Below are 15,198 nucleotides of genomic sequence, written 5' to 3'. Positions count from 1 at the left end.
GGGAATTTAACTTACTCGATGAAAATAACGTGACCATTAACATTTATAAAAAAAGGTACGATTTGAAATCGGAATTAATATTTAAAGACATTTGCAATCTAAACAAATTACTAAAGGTTTTAATATAATGCATTGGTAGTAACCCTAAACTCAAACCTAATGAAAAGATTGAATAGATTTATAAGGAATTTAAACTTCACCTGAAAATCAATGAAATACCCCCTTTTTCAACTAACGGGTAGAGTTGATCCAGCAGGATTTACGGCCTTTTTTGTTGAATTCCTTATTCAACAAACGGGGCAGTTTTGTTGAAGAACAGGTAATTTACAGAAAGGGGCTATATGATGGGTTTTTGGTATTTACTATTGCTTTTGATAGGAATCGTTTTGATTATTGTAGGAGCCAGGAAAAAAGGTGTCTCCGCAGCGGTCAAGGCAGTAATTTTGTTGTTTGTTATTGGCATCTTATTCATTGTTGTGTCAATAGTTTTATTGATGCCTGGTAGTTCTGATGTTATTGCTGAACTTTTAAAATTGGAATAAAACAAACGGGTGGATTATGTTGAAGAAATTTGGAAGAGTGCTTAAAGTTTTAGGTGTTGTTTTTATAGTTTTGTTTTCGTTTTATTCTTCGGATGAATCGTATACGAATTACATTCCTATTCTTTTGATAAGTGGTGTAGCTATTGGTTTGTTAGGGAGTTTGCTGGATAAAACAGGGAAGATAGGTATTATTGCTTTGTGTTTAATTTTATTGGCGGTAATAACTTACTTCTATGTTGAACAAAGGTTAATTTACAAAGTTTTAATAATAACCAGCCTGGTTTTAGTTGTATTAGATCAAGTATGGTTATTCAAGGAACATAAATTAGAAAAAGCATCTAATTCGAGGGATTAGGCACTTTTTTTGTTGAATTCCTTATTGAACTATAGGAGCAGGTTAGTTTAATAAGAATTGCAAAAATCAGTATCAAAAACTTACTTAAATGCAGGAAGTAAGTTTTTTTTATTGAATAATAGTTTTAGAATATTTTGTAATTTAGGAGGATACATAAGATGGGTGAGAAATTATTAAGGATAGGAACAACATATATTCCAGTGACTAATGTAGACATTTCTTCTGAATGGTATATAAATAAACTAGGAGCGGAGCTAAGCTACAAAGATCAAGACAAAGCTATTTTAAACTTTGCCAATCAAAGTATTTTTCTTGTGAAATCTAATGAAAATCAAAGCTCCAATTTCATTGATATTTACGGTAATGAGCGTTTTTCGTTAACATTCGAAGTTAATGGATTAAATGCCTTAGAAGAAATACATAATGACTTTAGGCAAAGTGAAATTAGAGTTGGAGAGATTGAAAACAGAGGACACTCAGGAAGAAATTTTGTTTTTTACGATTTAGATGGTAATAAATTTGATGTATGGAGTGAACTAAGTCCAATCTTCAAAGAAAAGTATCTCATTTCCAAATAGATATTTTAATGAGGAGGCGATATTTTAATAAGGCATCTCCTCCTCAGTGTTCAATAACGGGAACGTTTGTGAGTTGAAGATCCACCAGGGATCGGCAGCTCTTTTTTCTTATCGATTAAAGGGGAAGGTTAGTCAAATAAATTAACCTAAAAACACTTGACCTTAAACTTACTTTAACCTTTAGAATGAAATTGGTAGAACATACCGAATCAGAAATTAGAAAGTAGGGGTGCGACAGATGACATTCCGTTGGGATGGCGGTTTTATTATGGTATCATGGGATAAATTTGAAGAGGGAGTGGAATGGTATACCAAGCATATGGGGTGGTCTTGTTTGGACCAGGTAATTACTCCAGTGGGGAAAAAGGCTTTTCTTAAAATGCCAAGATCAGGTGTTGTAACTTTAAAATCCTTTGAGTCTGATATGGAGCATTTTAAAGCTGATAATGACTTTGAAGGCAACATGAGAATAGGTTTCGAGATAACGAACCTTAAGGAAACACTAAACTATTTTGATAGGGAAGGAATTGTTGTTAAAGAACTGAAAACATTACCTGATGGGCAAGTTAGTTTTGATATTACTGGATTTGAGAACGCTAGGCTTACAGCTGTTTATAATAAAAGTATTGAAGGAGAATTTCTTACATCAAGAATAACAGGATTCAGTGATGTAAATGTAAGAATAGGTGTAAGTGATATCGACAGAGCTATATTATGGTATAAGGAATATCTTGGGTTGAAATTGGTAAAACAATACAATAAAGATTTTGCTCACCTGCATATTGAAGATGCTTATGATTGGATGCAGCTTTCTGAAGTGTTCTATGATAATATTTGGCTGGAAAAGCTTGAACATGAATATTTTAGAAAGGGTAACCCTGCTGTGAGAAATTATTTTGATATCCGACCAGAAGTATTTAATGATACCTACAACCATTTAAAACTAAAAGGGGTGGAATTGTCTGAAGTCGCAGGTGATCCAAAAAATGGGTGGGCAGGCTTTCATTTTTTTGACTTAGATGGTAACCGTATAAATGTTTGGTCATATCCTATCTAAGATAAAGGAGGAAGAGTTTTGGAAATGACGATTAATAAGTTTTCCGAACGAACAGGCCTATCACCAAGCACTCTTCGATTCTATGACCAAAAAAAATTGTTAGAACCGCTTAAGAGGTTAGAGAATGGATATAGAATATATTCAGAAAATCAAGTTGAAAAGGCCTTAATCATCCATTCCCTCCGGCTAGCTGATATAAAGATTGAAGAAATATATCAGTTTCTGCAAGTAGATGAAGGAGAGAAGCAGCAATTAATCTCTGCTTGGAGACAAGAAGTTGAAGCAAAGTTATCTTCATTAAATATAGCTAAACAATACTTAAATGGTTTGAATTATAAAGAGCAACATATGCACCTAGTTAAATGGGCTTCTCCAACAACATTTGTCTGGTTTAGACATGTGGTACCTAGAATGATAAACCCATTTCAATCTGTAATGAAGGCTGATGTAGAAAGTGTGAAAAAATTAGGGATAGATGTGAGGCCTGGAATATTTATAAGGACACTAGGTTCGAAAGGCGCTTCAATGGTGGGAGAGGTAGGTTTTATCTTAAATGAAGAGATTTCCTCCGATTCATTTAAAAGTGATAGTAATATCTATATAGAACAATTGGAGCCCACATTGTATGCAACAATGAATTTTAATGTCTATGACCAGTTTATTTGCTTTAATTTTATCAAGTTAGTTCACCGTTTTGGTTTTAACACTAAAGGAATTAAATTAGAAAAATTCGAATCACCGAATGCGCAAACGTTTAGTTACATGATTCCCCTTTTAATACAAAGTTAGTGTTGTTCAAGAACAGCTGCCAAATGTACCAGGTGGCTTTTTCTTATTGAATAAATAATGCAGTTAGCTAAAGAAGGTTTACATAACAAATGTGTAGAATTGTAAACGTAAAACAAATTTTTTACAAGGAGCTGGATATATGACAACTGCCCTCTTTAAAGGTATGGAAGGAGTTTTTATTCCTGTTACGGATCCTCAATTGTCTGCAAAGTGGTATGAAGAAATACTTGGATTTAAATTAATTTATATTGAAGAAGATGCAGCCGTGATGCGAATTGGGGAACAATCTCAAACTGTAGTATGTTTGGTTAAAACCCCAAATCATCAACCAATGAAGTTTCCAGAAAATAATTTTGGGGTGGGGAAATACTATAATTTTATTCCTAATGACATAGAAGAGACCCACAAACTTTTACTGGAGAAGGGAGTAAAGGTAAATTCAATTGGTGGAGATGGGGCAACTAGATTTTTTACTTTTTTCGATCCAGATAATAATCCTTTAGGGGTTTGCCGATAGAATCTTATAGGTTTATTTTTGAGGTGCCAGCAGCACCTCTTTTGTTTGTGGAACTAACGGAGCAGTAATGTTGAAGAAGAAGTATTGTGAAAATAAGCGTATATACAATCTTCAGACGTTAATTCTTTTCAATAAGGTGGGTAATAAATGTCCTCAGAACAAAGAAAGAATATGGATTTAACAATTGAAGATATTGTTATTCCAGTTTTAAAAGAGCAAGGATTTAAAGGTTCATTCCCCCATTTTAGAAGGAAGAATGAAGACAACATAGATTTAATTACTTTTCAATTTAACAGATGGGGAGGTTCGTTTGTAGTTGAATTGGCAATTTGTCCATTAGAAGGAATAACAATGGACTGGGGTGAAGGAATAAAACCAAATAAAGTGACTGCTCATCACGTTAATCAACGTTTTAGATTAGGGGCAATGTCCGAAGAAGAAGATGGTATATGGTTTAATTATGAAGTTGCTAAAACAAAACAAGATTATGAACAGATTGCCACTAACGTTTTAAATCTATTAAATACCTCAGACCCTAAATGGATTTCTAATTTATTTAAGTAACCGATTAAACCAAGGATTAGGAACTATTTGACTTCTTATTAAAGTAAAGGTGCAGGATTGTTGAAGAGGAATTGGAAAAATTATGTGGAATATATTGTATGCAAAAGGGGATGATTTTTATGAAAGTTTGGTTTTCATTATTAGGCGGATTAGTAATCGGTATCATACTATCATACTTTTTCCTTGATTATAACGGATGGACCATACATCATATGGGGGAAAACGGTGAAGTAGTTAAAACGATAAATGAATTAGATTTTAACTTGATTACAAATGGATTCTTGATAGTGTTTGGTGTGTCTTTTTTGATATATGTAGTTTGGACATTGATTGAAAGAAAAAAGAGTGATAAAAGTTTCTTCAACTAAAGGGTGCGTTCATACAGAAGGATTAAGGACCCTTTTTGCTGAATTCCTTATTAAACAAACGGTGCAGGTTAGTGAAGGAATGGTTTTTAAAAAAATGGAGGTATTATCCTTTTTTGAGTGACCAACAAGACTTACAATAAGCGGAGATTTTCCGTTTATACTGCGAAATTTGTCTCGGATGTAGGTAAATAAGGGGAGAATTTCCGGTTAAGCGGAGCATAGTTGGCCATTTTCTTGTTTTTCGAGTCGATAGGCGGAATTTCTCCGTCTAATTGAGCTATTTTTAGAGCTTTTTTTAAATTAGGGGGAATTTCTCCGCTTATTTTTCAATTTGTCACTGATTCCCTCATTCAGGTACGGGAAGGTCCACTCTTTTAGTGCTGCGGCAGCACTTTTTGTTTATTAAACTATAGGGGCAGTTATGTTGAACAAGAAATTGAATAACTAAGGTAAAACGCTTAATGAGGTGGGGGAATTGTTGAAAAGAGGAATTGAATTTTTTAGTCGTTTATCAAAGAGAGCCAAAGTATGTGCATTAGGAGTAATCATAAGTTTATTGAGTATTTTTATTGTTGATTCTTCTTTAATGTTTTTTAGTGTAGTTTATTTACTTGGAGTATTTTTAATCTTTATCAGTACATTTCTCGGTATTGAAAAATTTGATAAAAATTCTATAGGAGAGATAATATCAAGTATTGCTTTGGTATTGATTTTGTTAGGAGCATTTGCACCTATAGGGATTAGCCCCAAATTTTATTATGTTCAATTTGCAGGAGCTTTACTCATGTTGGTCGGAACAACATTAAAAAGTCCAAAAAAGACCATAGATAATTCTTAAACTAAAACGTGCGTTGATCCGGGAGGGATTGATGTTTTTTTGAATTCCTTAATTAAACTAAAATGCAGAATTTAATTCAAGAAGGAGATAATTATGTGAATGAAGAATTAGAAGTAGTACCTTAAAGGGGAGAGTTCAATGACCAAATACAAAAGATTCTTAGGACAATTTCTTATGGGTTTTTCCAGTTTATTCATCGTTTTTAAAATGGGGCCAATTTTGATAGCATTTTTAATGTTTGTAGCCGGAATCTTAATTTATCTTTTTGCCAGAAAAAATAAAAATTCTAACGATTCCTAAGTGTGAAAAGATGGCTCATACGCTTATGAAATTGTTTCACTTAATGGCTGCGCTAGTCTCTTTTTGTACATTCTTTATTAAAGAAACCGAAGCAGTAATGTTGAAGAAGGAATGGTAAACTTAAAGTGAAAATTGAGGTACAGGTATGGTTTTAAATGACTATATGAATGTAAATTTCCCGAACTTGATTCTTAGACCACCCTTGTTTTATAACTGGGATATCGGCATACGGTTCGAGTTAGGAGTAGAGTGGGATAGAGAGTACCATTGCGAAAATAGTCCTTATGTACAAGGGGTTTATAGGAGAGCTGTCACGTTATTTGAATCAGTGCATTTACAAGACGATGAAATTCTTGTTGTAGTAGATGTGAATGATTTTGGAGATGGAAAAGCCTATAAACATAAAGCGAGAATATTTTCTCCATATATATATGAAAAATCAGTCCTATATAAATTGAGGCATACAGAAATGCCTAATATTTTCCCAGAAGATGATGAAGACGGAAAATATAAAACACATAGGTTTACCCTTGAATGCAAAGTATCTGATATGAGATACATTTCATTATTAAAAGCAGTATGCAATCAGGATTTAGGAATCCAACCAAGTATTTTTCATAGGATATACTTTTTAAATATTAGTAGGGAAACCATTTTTCATGTGTACGATGATAGAGGATGTGATTTGCTTGCTACTTCACCTGAAACTATACGAGACCTTTATAATACATACAATGATTGGATATTAGATTACGACAAGGACGAAATAGATGAAGTGTTTAGATAACATTTAATTATTGTTGAGCGTGTGCGTTGATCCGGGAAGGCTTGAGCCATCTGTTTGTTGAAGAAGGGTCTTCTACTCTTAAGGAGAAAGTATGAATAAAGTTGACTTGAAGACTATTGTATCGGTAAATATCTTATTCGTTCTATACACAATAGTGGATTTATTTTGGGCTAACCTTATATACAATAATGATAGGTTAGAGAGCATTTATTTTAATATTGGAATAGCGGTGTTCTTAATCATTCCTTATTCTTTTATTAACTCAAAAGTTAATTTAGGTTATTGGTACCTTTTGTTTTTAATTCCCTTTTTGCCTTATATATTGTATCAAGTTCTTCTATCACCCATTTGGTACAGTATTTTTAATAATCCATATAAAAATGATGATCTGGGAGCAGGAATACTGTCTATCATTATTGGATTTATACACTGGCTTTCTATTGTTATTTCTATTTTTCTCGGATATGTAATTAAAGGATATAGAACAGGTTAATAGGGGAATAGTAGTGCATTAGCGAAAATCCGACCTTGAATAACAAAGCGGAAACAATAAAAAGGAAGAACGCGGTGGCAGCGGTCTTTGTTCTAATTCGACTAACGAGGCAGAATAGCTTAAGAAAAATAATGAATATCCAAGTGGTTATGGTAAAATAAGGATATTATTTTCGTCATTTTAAGGGAGGGCAAGTAATGATTAAGAAAAAAAGTGAAGCGTTTGAATGGTTAAAATCTATTATGGTTGCAATTGTTTTAGTATTTATTATTCGCACTTTTTTCTTTAGTCCAATTGTTGTTGACGGCCATTCTATGGGCCCTACTCTCCAAGACAAGGATCGTATGATTGTAACCAAAATTGGGGAACCGAAAAGATTTGATATTGTTGTGTTTCACGCCCCAGATGGTAGAGATTACATAAAACGTGTTATTGGACTCCCAGGGGACAGTGTTGAGTATAAAAATGATGTTTTATATATAAATGGGAAAGCTTACAACGAACCTTATTTAGAAAAATATAAGAAAAGAGTTATTGATGGAACTTTAACTTACTCATTCACTTTAAAGGAGACCGCTGTTGGTAGTGATACTGTCCCTAAAGATAGTTTGTTTGTATTGGGAGATAACAGAAGGGAAAGCAATGACAGCCGTGATATTGGAGCGATACCAATGGAGAAGGTAGTAGGGACAACAAATGTTGTTTATTATCCTATAAAAGAAATTAAAATCGTAAATAACTAATAACTGGTTATCTATATTGTTGGCATCAGGTGCGTTAATCCAAAAAGGATCAGCCACCTTTTTTGTTGAATTCCTTTTTAAGCTAAAGGTGCAGTTTTATTTAATAAGCTACAAAAAATAAGTTTTACTGGTACTGAAATAAAGTGAATTCTTCAACTATCCTAAAAATCCCTTCTGGTGTAATATAACACTTAAGAGGGAATTTTACATATAACCCCCTCTAATGCCGTTTAGGGGTGTGTATTATGAATAAGTTAACAATTGCTTTAACATTATTTATTTCCGTTCCAATTCTATGCTTTATCCTATACGAGTATCCAGTTGAAAAACATTTGGCAAATCGGGAAATTGAAGAATATATGAAAAATCAAGGAATATCAGAAGAGACGATAGAGAGTAAAAAGTACTTAAAGGACTACAAGCAAGGGGGATATGAAATTAGTGTAGAACTGATGGATGATCCAGGTATTATTTATCAATATAGTTGGGTTAAAAGTAGAGGTGTAGTTCTCCTTGTATTCAAGGGAGGTTCAGGAATGGATACGGGTGTGAAGTATCCCCCATTGGAATAGTAATCAAAAAGACTGAAGCATATATGATTTGGAGATTTTAATAAGCCTTTTCTTTATTGGACTAACGGGGCAGGTTAGTTTAATAAAAAGGAGAAATATAAAATAAAGCGAAATATATTAATATATTCTATTTTAGGAGGTTTCAATGAATCCTGTTTTAAATCAAATCGGAACAGTCTTTATTCCTGTAAGTAATGTGGAAGAAGCACGGAATTGGTATTGTGATATTTTGGGTTTAGAAGCAGAAGGTGAGATTTTATTTGGACATTTATTTATTATACCAACAACGAATGGAACTGGAATTGTATTGGATAGCAAGATCTATTCAGAAGAGAATATTTTTAAAACTCCAGCTTTTCATTTTAATGCCCACGATATTGTAGCAGCCTATCAGTTTATGAAGGATAAGAATGTTGAATTAACAACAGAAATAGAGCATAATCATTGGTTTAATTTCAAAGACCCTTATGGAAATCATTTGATGGTATGTAGGTGTTAACCTTGTTTAAGACAATCGAGGCATAGGTCCAATTAGGATATATGCCTTTTTTATTGAACTAAAGGGGCAGCATTCCTGTAAAAAGTTTGTGAATAAATTCACTTAAGCATAAGGGTGCTTATGTTGAAGAAGAAAGACGAAAAAAAATATAGTCATTTGCTTCGCAATACAACGATACTATGCAATCCAAAGCCATATCAAGATCTGATTTTTTGGGGATTTCATACTTACTTTAAAAAACGCCGTCCCTACCTTCGTTTGCGATGCTCCAGGTGGAGGAGGAAAGATTGCCTTACAACCAAATTATCTAATTTCACAAAGTACAGAAAAAGTGGTGCTGCGAAATTTTGAACGAGTGATTACGTCATATCCTGAACCGGAGAATTACGTACCCGGCCGAGCGGATGACTATTTCAATGGAATCTACAATGATTATGATAAGTATAAATCTAATGTAGGTATAGCTGCAGTTATGAACGAAAGTAAATTCAACCTTATCCCAGAAGACCTTAACCGTTTAAATCGTAGAAAGAAATATCAAGAGGATTCAACACATTCTTCTTTAAAAGATAAACGTGAGAAGCGCGATGAGCTGAAGGAAAAGAAATTTCTGGCACAACAAAACAAATCAGTGGATAGCCAGGAAGTTCCTTAAGGAAAGCTCAAAAGCCAGTGAATAGGGAGTGTGAATATGGATATAAACTGTGAATGGTGCGGCGGAAAAGCAATCAACGGGGAAGGAACGGTTTATTGGGAGTTGCCTGATAGTTCGAGGGCGATTGAGATTACATCAACACCTGCCGTTAATTGTAGAGAATGTGACATGGTGTACCAGACTGAAAACGTAACAAAGGAAATTGAAGATCAATTGTTTTTAGTGGATACAAGGATAATCAGCAATACGATAAGTTTTAAGGAATTAACGGAACTACCTAGATTGTTGAAGAGAAATTATTTTGATTTTTCTTCTTAGAATAACTTTATAATTATTAGGCACTCAGCGATGGGTGCCTTTGTCATGTGATAAAATCTATCTTGGTTAATATATAAATAAAAGAATAATGTGGAATAAGGAAATCTTTATTTGCTTAATGCGTAGTAGATTATTACTACCAACAATTATATCTATGCTAACGCAACCTATCGTTAAGGATCATAAGGAGAAGTATTACGGTAAATAATTAATCATAAAAAAATAGCCGAAAATATGATTAACGGCTATTTTAAACATACTAAAAATTCATTTTTATAAAACTGTTCGACTGTTAAATTTATCTGTCTAAGACTTATTTCATCCAACTCTTTGTTAATGAGTGATAAAGCATCCTCAACATATTTGTACAAACTTAAACCATTTATCTTTTTTATATATTCGTTGTAGGAAATTTCTGAAACTAAATTATAATCAAAGACTCTCTCAAAAAAGTAGCTAATACTAGTTCGGACCATTTGAATATCTAAGTTTAAATTCAAACTTTCTTTGAGACTGGTATATAGAATTGTTAGATATCTAAAAGGCACAATTCCACGTACATAAGGGACAAAATTAAGTTCCATCATAGTAAATAAAATATTCATTGATTGTGATATATACCCTATCTGTGAAACGAAAAATATTTCACCAGCTGTACTATTTTTGTTACCTATATATTCTGCCTTCACAAAATCATCAAATCTCTCTTTTAAACTGCCATTGCGATACCCATTATCATTCCAACCAAATAATACCCATGTCTTTACTACATCTTTTAAATTCTGTTCAATATCATTGAAAGTTTTAATCTTTTTAAAGTAATCTTCAGTATCCGATATATTATTAAAAAGTGATACAAAAAATTGCTTTGAAGCTTTCGTAATTATATCAATTGGTATTATTGTTCGAATAGGTAAAATAAAAAAGTCATTAGGGCAATTATCAATTAGCCTTAAAGATTCATTTATATTAGCCTGGGCAACGGATGCAAGTTTTTCTCTCATACTTTTAGGTATTTCTCGGTTCAAAAGATTTAAATAACTAATTAAGGGGTCGTCTATCAAACAAATACTTCCAGTTATTTTCATTGAATAATGCTGCATATATTCTAGGTCAATCTTTGTAACTGCTGTAAGGAAAACTGTATCTATTTGAGGAAATTCATAATTATAGATATTTAACAATACAGGCTCATTTTGTTTCCAAAAGAGATTTACTTCTTCAATAAATTCAACAAAATATTCGTCTTCCCATTCATTTAGTCCCCTTTTTAATAAAGTTTTATATTCATTTTGAATATGTATAAGTTCTTCTTGAAATTTAGTTTTTGTCATTTATTTTCACCTCTAGATGAGATGGGTAACCGTATAGTTTCTTTAATATATTTAGTGTTTCTTGCATTAGTAGTCGACAATCATGCCATACACTTTTAAGTTGCTGCTGATTTTCTATATCTGGAACGCAATGAAACTGATGACTAGCTGTATTACATTTTAATAAACTACTCTCTCTAATAGCTCCCCATAAGCCATGTTCATAAATAGAATCGTAATCATATAAATGTTTATATAGATTTGATTCACCAACCATTTCAGCTTTAGTTTTTATATTATGACGATCAAAATAATTCAAATCCATATCAACAAAATCTCTCATTTTGTATTCTTCCACAAGTAAACTTAGATATTTATATTCAACGTGACTATTTGGAAATATATCTCCAGTATCCTCATATCTCTCAGTAATAAGCTTGAATTGACCTAAACCATAATATTGATATTCTTCCCATATATTCGGCTTCTCTGACTCCCTTAAGATCAAATATTTCATCATTATATAATTCTCAATTAGGGATCTAATAATACTTCGACCAGTGATTGTATTATAAAGATCATGCTCAACTAATTCTAAAAAGCGTTTATAGGAAAATGTTGTTAACCCTAATAAGACCAACATTTTTTGATCTAGGGGAGAAACTGTATGAAAAAGGTCGGTGAAGTATTTAAGCTCTTTATTACAATTTTCTAAAGCTGTTTTTTTATCTAAAGCGTCTTCTATTTCAAATTGAACAGTAAATAATTCACAATCCGTCAATTCACTCATCCTCTCCCAAAATAGTTCTAGATATGTAATATTAGGATTTTCCTCAAAGTTTGAAGACATCATTTCTAAGTTTCTTACCATCGGTCTAATCATTGCCATTAAATGATTATCGTGAGTTAAATTTGGATATTGATTGATTAATTTACTTTGATCCTGGGACATAACTATTTTATTTTTTAATTGAATAAAATAGAAAACTAGATATCTAATGTCCGTTGTCTGTTCTGAATGTTGACTTGAAAACGTTTGTAATATATATTCTAATTTACTTATTTTTTCCTCTATACTTTCATCCTTAATTGAAAAGTATTTTGAAAAAGGGCGGCTAATTGAATAAGTAATAATTATGGTCAGAGGACTTAAAACGCTTTTATCTATTTTACTTAATAAGAATTTATAGAAATCTTGTTGTTTTTCTTCACTTAATTGAAGAATATATGAAACTTTAGGTTGTATAATTGTATCAGGTGAAATTTTATTTAATTCTTGTAAGATATCTTGAGTTAAAATTATTGCTTTTTCTCGAGGATGAGAATGAAAAATTAAAGCTAACCACATATACTCAGGTAATCTTCCTAAATACCATTGTTCCTCTTTACCTAATTGTGTTAATAGCTCATTAAATGGAGTAACAAATTTACCACTTTTAAATTTATGCCCTTTATATTCTTTAACCATAGACACCCCTCCTTAAAATAATCTTAAATATAATATAGCAAATATATTTGTTTAATTTTATGATTAATTAGAAAAAAGTATATTTGTGGTAATAGAATAAACATCTAAGAGACGATTACTTTTAAGTGATCCTCTTTTCATATTAGACTAAATGCATGCTTTTCAGCTGCAAGCAAACAATTAACTAATGCGGAACCAAATCCGTATAGAGTTAATGATTTTAAACGACCTGGCCGAAAGTAATGCCGATACAGTAGGACTAGCTTATAAAGATAGCGATGACTGATTATTCAGCGAAAGCGGAAGGCGTATTTTATATTTATAGATATTGAATTTTTTCTTATCAAAATTTAGATGGTGAAGAAAAACAAAAAATTGAAGTGGAAAAATTGAAATTCAAAGGATTCGATGGCAATAACGAAACGAGCTACATGACCTATGCAAGATTCTTTATGCATGATATGAATCGATACAAAGAACTTTGGGATAACGAGAAATATCCTGACTATAATACACACTGGCCAGTGTTGGGCATGTATAGAAAGATGCTTTCGGTCTGGGAAAGTTTTGATAAAAAATACAGCAACGATTTAACAGTTGAGGAGATATTGAAGATTACAAACGTGTAATAATTGGTGATAATGGAATGAATTTTTTTCTGCAGTACAATGATACTATGCAATAGTGCATGAAAGACAAAATTATCATTATGTATCAATAGAAACAGCAGTCAAGGTTTTCTTTTTGATTTGCTGTTTTTTGTATTTGAAAAGTACTTACAATAAAAAACGCTGTCCCAACATTCGTTGTTGATGCGCCTGGCGGAGGCGGGAAAATCTCCTTGCAGCCAAATTACTTGATATCCCAGAGTCCGGAAAAAGTTGTCCTTCGCAATTTCGAAGGTGTAATCACCTCTTACCCAGAGCCTGAAAATTATGTTCCAGGAAGAGCGGAGGGTTACTTCAAACAAGTGTACCCAGACTATGAGAAGAAAAAATCGAACACTGGAATCGCAGCCATCATGAATGACAGTGAATTTAACCTGATTCCAGAAGGTCTTGGAAGGCTTGACCGCAGGGAAAAGTATGAGGAAGACCCTGCACATGCTTCTTTGAAGGATAAGCGTGAAAAACGTGATGAGCTGAAGGAAAAGAAATTCATGGCACAACAGAATAAGACGACAGCTGAAGCAGTTGATGGGCAAGGCGCAGTCCCATCCACAAAGGAATAGGAGGTTGAAAGATGGGGAAATGCGAGTGGTGCAGCAGCGAAAACACAAAAGCTGTAAGTGACAAAGTCTATTGGGAACTTCCGGACGGCACGAAAGCAATACAGATCAATGAAACTCCTGCCATCCATTGTCTCGATTGCGATATGATCTATCAGACTGAATTGATCACGAAGGAAATCGAAGACCAATTATTTTTAATCGATACGAAAAAACTTGGCAAAGTAGTCACCTTTGAGGAACTGATGGCACAGCCAAGATTGTTGAAGCGAAATTACTTTGATTTTTCATCTTGATGTGACAAATATAACCTAAATTACAACGCTGTTCACAGAAGTTTCACACTTCCTTTTTATCCAGTTACTCCCTCCTCATTATAATAGAGTGGGGAGTATTTATTTTGGAAATGGGGAGAGAAAATGTCTATCGCTTTATCCATCATGCTGGTAGCGGCAATGGTTGTCTTGTTCTTTTGCGGATATTATGTAAGGCTGATCATTGAAAAATTCGGGATGAATTGGCTCCATGCAGTGCCAATCACAGTAGCGATCTTAATGTTCAATATTATATGGGCATTGCTGGAGATGGCGAAATCAGCCAGATGGCAATAAGAAAAGCGGAAGCGCCTTGATCAGCCCCGTAAAGCGGTGGAGGGCCTGACGGTGAAGTCGTTCTTTGACTTCATTGACAGGACCGAATCGTCTCGAGCTGCTCAAAGCTTACGCTTCTCGCAAGATACTCGAGGAAGCACATTCTTGGATGAAAACTGGCTAGCGCTGGAGCTAGACAGTAATCTAGTGTAAAAATTTTACACTTTCTTATATAGTTAAAAAAGAGAGCACCTTACCAAATCGGAAGGTGCTTTGTTTATAGCATTAAAGTGGACGTACACTAAACAAATCCGTTATAGTATGGACAAACTAATTTAAACAATAGGCAGGCGTTCATATATGTACAAAAGCTTTTACCACTTTCTCATGAAATACCGGACCACCAAACCGAAGGATGCAATCAGCAGGTTTGCCAATTCTGCATACGATGACCTCTCGTTTCCTAAAAATTCGGAGGATTATGATGAAATAAGCTCTTACCTGGAATTGAACGGACACTATCCTGAAAGTATGGCTGTTTTTGATGAAGCCTGGGAGGAATATTTGATAGCAGAAAGCTAATAAGCTCTTGCGGTGAAACCGCGAGAGTCTTTTTTTTTTGAT

At 33.3% G+C, this 15,198-nt stretch carries 22 protein-coding genes and 2 pseudogenes; 22 read left to right on the top strand and 2 right to left on the bottom strand.

The window, feature by feature from the left end; all coding sequences use genetic code 11:
- Positions 1-341: 341 nt before the first annotated feature.
- The 16 genes and pseudogenes from CD004_RS13515 (at position 342) to CD004_RS13440 (ending at position 9,975) form a co-directional block, all read left to right on the top strand.
- The gene (locus CD004_RS13515; RefSeq protein WP_233434867.1) at positions 342-542 is read left to right on the top strand and encodes a hypothetical protein; all 201 of its coding nucleotides are present in this window, start codon (positions 342-344) and stop codon (positions 540-542) included.
- Positions 543-558: 16 nt separating this feature from the next.
- Positions 559-897 carry a hypothetical protein gene (locus CD004_RS13510; protein ID WP_158651561.1) on the top strand — a complete coding sequence of 113 codons (339 nt, stop codon included), beginning with the start codon at positions 559-561 and terminating at the stop codon, positions 895-897.
- 158 nt (positions 898-1,055) lie between these two features.
- Positions 1,056-1,475: a VOC family protein gene (locus CD004_RS13505; RefSeq protein WP_102263250.1), complete on the top strand. Its 420-nt coding sequence runs from the start codon at positions 1,056-1,058 to the stop codon at positions 1,473-1,475.
- A 238-nt stretch (positions 1,476-1,713) separates the two neighbouring features.
- Positions 1,714-2,532, top strand: coding sequence for a VOC family protein (locus CD004_RS13500; protein ID WP_102263249.1), 819 nt, complete (start codon positions 1,714-1,716; stop codon positions 2,530-2,532).
- Between the two features lie 24 nt (positions 2,533-2,556).
- Positions 2,557-3,321: a helix-turn-helix domain-containing protein gene (locus CD004_RS13495; RefSeq protein ID WP_102265102.1), complete on the top strand. Its 765-nt coding sequence runs from the start codon at positions 2,557-2,559 to the stop codon at positions 3,319-3,321.
- A gap of 139 nt (positions 3,322-3,460) precedes the next feature.
- Entirely contained in the window at positions 3,461-3,838 is a 378-nt protein-coding gene (locus tag CD004_RS13490) for a VOC family protein (protein WP_102263248.1), read from the top strand.
- Between the two features lie 147 nt (positions 3,839-3,985).
- Positions 3,986-4,402, top strand: a complete 417-nt coding sequence (locus tag CD004_RS13485) for a DUF4304 domain-containing protein (protein WP_102263247.1) — start codon at positions 3,986-3,988, stop codon at positions 4,400-4,402.
- 119 nt (positions 4,403-4,521) lie between these two features.
- Positions 4,522-4,770, top strand: a complete 249-nt coding sequence (locus CD004_RS13480) for a hypothetical protein (protein ID WP_102263246.1) — start codon at positions 4,522-4,524, stop codon at positions 4,768-4,770.
- 478 nt (positions 4,771-5,248) lie between these two features.
- Positions 5,249-5,608 carry a hypothetical protein gene (locus CD004_RS13475; RefSeq protein ID WP_102263245.1) on the top strand — a complete coding sequence of 120 codons (360 nt, stop codon included), beginning with the start codon at positions 5,249-5,251 and terminating at the stop codon, positions 5,606-5,608.
- A gap of 445 nt (positions 5,609-6,053) precedes the next feature.
- The gene (locus CD004_RS13470; protein ID WP_102263244.1) at positions 6,054-6,695 is read left to right on the top strand and encodes a DUF3885 domain-containing protein; all 642 of its coding nucleotides are present in this window, start codon (positions 6,054-6,056) and stop codon (positions 6,693-6,695) included.
- A gap of 91 nt (positions 6,696-6,786) precedes the next feature.
- Positions 6,787-7,188 carry a hypothetical protein gene (locus CD004_RS13465; RefSeq protein ID WP_102263243.1) on the top strand — a complete coding sequence of 134 codons (402 nt, stop codon included), beginning with the start codon at positions 6,787-6,789 and terminating at the stop codon, positions 7,186-7,188.
- 197 nt (positions 7,189-7,385) lie between these two features.
- Positions 7,386-7,931: a signal peptidase I gene (gene lepB / locus CD004_RS13460; protein WP_102263242.1), complete on the top strand. Its 546-nt coding sequence runs from the start codon at positions 7,386-7,388 to the stop codon at positions 7,929-7,931.
- A 245-nt stretch (positions 7,932-8,176) separates the two neighbouring features.
- Positions 8,177-8,503, top strand: coding sequence for a DUF3139 domain-containing protein (locus tag CD004_RS13455; RefSeq protein ID WP_102263241.1), 327 nt, complete (start codon positions 8,177-8,179; stop codon positions 8,501-8,503).
- Between the two features lie 145 nt (positions 8,504-8,648).
- The gene (locus tag CD004_RS13450; RefSeq protein WP_102263240.1) at positions 8,649-9,002 is read left to right on the top strand and encodes a VOC family protein; all 354 of its coding nucleotides are present in this window, start codon (positions 8,649-8,651) and stop codon (positions 9,000-9,002) included.
- Positions 9,003-9,243: 241 nt separating this feature from the next.
- Positions 9,244-9,657: pseudogene (locus CD004_RS13445) on the top strand (lysine 2,3-aminomutase); the annotation flags it as partial.
- Between the two features lie 36 nt (positions 9,658-9,693).
- Complete coding sequence (locus tag CD004_RS13440) at positions 9,694-9,975, top strand: YokU family protein (RefSeq protein WP_102263238.1); 282 nt, start codon at positions 9,694-9,696, stop codon at positions 9,973-9,975.
- Between the two features lie 245 nt (positions 9,976-10,220).
- Here the strand turns inward: CD004_RS13440 and CD004_RS13435 are convergent, their stop codons facing one another.
- The gene (locus CD004_RS13435; RefSeq protein WP_102263237.1) at positions 10,221-11,309 is read right to left on the bottom strand and encodes a hypothetical protein; all 1,089 of its coding nucleotides are present in this window, start codon (positions 11,307-11,309) and stop codon (positions 10,221-10,223) included.
- On the bottom strand, positions 11,296-12,756 hold the full coding sequence (locus CD004_RS13430; protein WP_102263236.1) for a DUF5677 domain-containing protein: 1,461 nt from the start codon (positions 12,754-12,756) through the stop codon (positions 11,296-11,298). Before CD004_RS13430 ends, CD004_RS13435 begins: the two co-directional genes overlap by 14 nt.
- Positions 12,757-13,088: 332 nt before the next feature.
- Here CD004_RS13430 and CD004_RS13425 point away from each other — a divergent pair, with 332 nt between their 5' ends.
- The 6 genes and pseudogenes from CD004_RS13425 to CD004_RS13405 all read left to right on the top strand — a co-directional run bounded on the left by CD004_RS13425 (position 13,089) and on the right by CD004_RS13405 (position 15,156).
- Entirely contained in the window at positions 13,089-13,385 is a 297-nt protein-coding gene (locus CD004_RS13425; protein WP_102263235.1) for a YfbU family protein, read from the top strand.
- 161 nt (positions 13,386-13,546) lie between these two features.
- Positions 13,547-13,987, top strand: a pseudogene (locus CD004_RS13420) (lysine 2,3-aminomutase); the annotation flags it as partial.
- Between the two features lie 11 nt (positions 13,988-13,998).
- Positions 13,999-14,280 (top strand): YokU family protein, encoded by a 282-nt coding sequence (locus tag CD004_RS13415; RefSeq protein WP_102263234.1) that lies wholly within the window; start codon positions 13,999-14,001, stop codon positions 14,278-14,280.
- A gap of 123 nt (positions 14,281-14,403) precedes the next feature.
- Positions 14,404-14,595 carry a hypothetical protein gene (locus CD004_RS13410; protein ID WP_023627685.1) on the top strand — a complete coding sequence of 64 codons (192 nt, stop codon included), beginning with the start codon at positions 14,404-14,406 and terminating at the stop codon, positions 14,593-14,595.
- A gap of 51 nt (positions 14,596-14,646) precedes the next feature.
- A complete protein-coding gene (locus CD004_RS23845) occupies positions 14,647-14,787 on the top strand; it encodes a hypothetical protein (protein WP_158651560.1) in 141 nt (46 codons plus the stop codon).
- A gap of 147 nt (positions 14,788-14,934) precedes the next feature.
- Positions 14,935-15,156 carry a YozE family protein gene (locus tag CD004_RS13405; protein WP_041968328.1) on the top strand — a complete coding sequence of 74 codons (222 nt, stop codon included), beginning with the start codon at positions 14,935-14,937 and terminating at the stop codon, positions 15,154-15,156.
- The last annotated feature ends 42 nt before the right edge of the window (positions 15,157-15,198 follow it).

This window comes from Mesobacillus jeotgali (genome assembly GCF_002874535.1).
GTDB classification, from domain to species: Bacteria; Bacillota; Bacilli; order Bacillales; family Cytobacillaceae; genus Mesobacillus; species Mesobacillus jeotgali.
This window is presented reverse-complemented; position numbering and strand designations above follow the sequence as displayed.

What these genes read in the sequence shown, in the direction of transcription:
- CD004_RS13470 (WP_102263244.1), top strand. Translation starts at nt 6,054, where the DNA reads ATGGTTTTAAATGACTATATGAATGTAAATTTCCCGAACTTGATTCTT.
- CD004_RS13430 (WP_102263236.1), bottom strand. Translation starts at nt 12,756, where the DNA reads ATGGTTAAAGAATATAAAGGGCATAAATTTAAAAGTGGTAAATTTGTT.
- CD004_RS13415 (WP_102263234.1), top strand. Translation starts at nt 13,999, where the DNA reads ATGGGGAAATGCGAGTGGTGCAGCAGCGAAAACACAAAAGCTGTAAGT.
- CD004_RS13515 (WP_233434867.1), top strand. Translation starts at nt 342, where the DNA reads ATGATGGGTTTTTGGTATTTACTATTGCTTTTGATAGGAATCGTTTTG.
- CD004_RS13485 (WP_102263247.1), top strand. Translation starts at nt 3,986, where the DNA reads ATGTCCTCAGAACAAAGAAAGAATATGGATTTAACAATTGAAGATATT.
- CD004_RS13480 (WP_102263246.1), top strand. Translation starts at nt 4,522, where the DNA reads ATGAAAGTTTGGTTTTCATTATTAGGCGGATTAGTAATCGGTATCATA.
- CD004_RS13510 (WP_158651561.1), top strand. Translation starts at nt 559, where the DNA reads ATGTTGAAGAAATTTGGAAGAGTGCTTAAAGTTTTAGGTGTTGTTTTT.
- CD004_RS13465 (WP_102263243.1), top strand. Translation starts at nt 6,787, where the DNA reads ATGAATAAAGTTGACTTGAAGACTATTGTATCGGTAAATATCTTATTC.
- CD004_RS13435 (WP_102263237.1), bottom strand. Translation starts at nt 11,309, where the DNA reads ATGACAAAAACTAAATTTCAAGAAGAACTTATACATATTCAAAATGAA.
- lepB (WP_102263242.1), top strand. Translation starts at nt 7,386, where the DNA reads ATGATTAAGAAAAAAAGTGAAGCGTTTGAATGGTTAAAATCTATTATG.
- CD004_RS13405 (WP_041968328.1), top strand. Translation starts at nt 14,935, where the DNA reads ATGTACAAAAGCTTTTACCACTTTCTCATGAAATACCGGACCACCAAA.
- CD004_RS13500 (WP_102263249.1), top strand. Translation starts at nt 1,714, where the DNA reads ATGACATTCCGTTGGGATGGCGGTTTTATTATGGTATCATGGGATAAA.
- CD004_RS13490 (WP_102263248.1), top strand. Translation starts at nt 3,461, where the DNA reads ATGACAACTGCCCTCTTTAAAGGTATGGAAGGAGTTTTTATTCCTGTT.
- CD004_RS13495 (WP_102265102.1), top strand. Translation starts at nt 2,557, where the DNA reads ATGACGATTAATAAGTTTTCCGAACGAACAGGCCTATCACCAAGCACT.
- CD004_RS13505 (WP_102263250.1), top strand. Translation starts at nt 1,056, where the DNA reads ATGGGTGAGAAATTATTAAGGATAGGAACAACATATATTCCAGTGACT.
- CD004_RS13450 (WP_102263240.1), top strand. Translation starts at nt 8,649, where the DNA reads ATGAATCCTGTTTTAAATCAAATCGGAACAGTCTTTATTCCTGTAAGT.
- CD004_RS13455 (WP_102263241.1), top strand. Translation starts at nt 8,177, where the DNA reads ATGAATAAGTTAACAATTGCTTTAACATTATTTATTTCCGTTCCAATT.
- CD004_RS13440 (WP_102263238.1), top strand. Translation starts at nt 9,694, where the DNA reads ATGGATATAAACTGTGAATGGTGCGGCGGAAAAGCAATCAACGGGGAA.
- CD004_RS13410 (WP_023627685.1), top strand. Translation starts at nt 14,404, where the DNA reads ATGTCTATCGCTTTATCCATCATGCTGGTAGCGGCAATGGTTGTCTTG.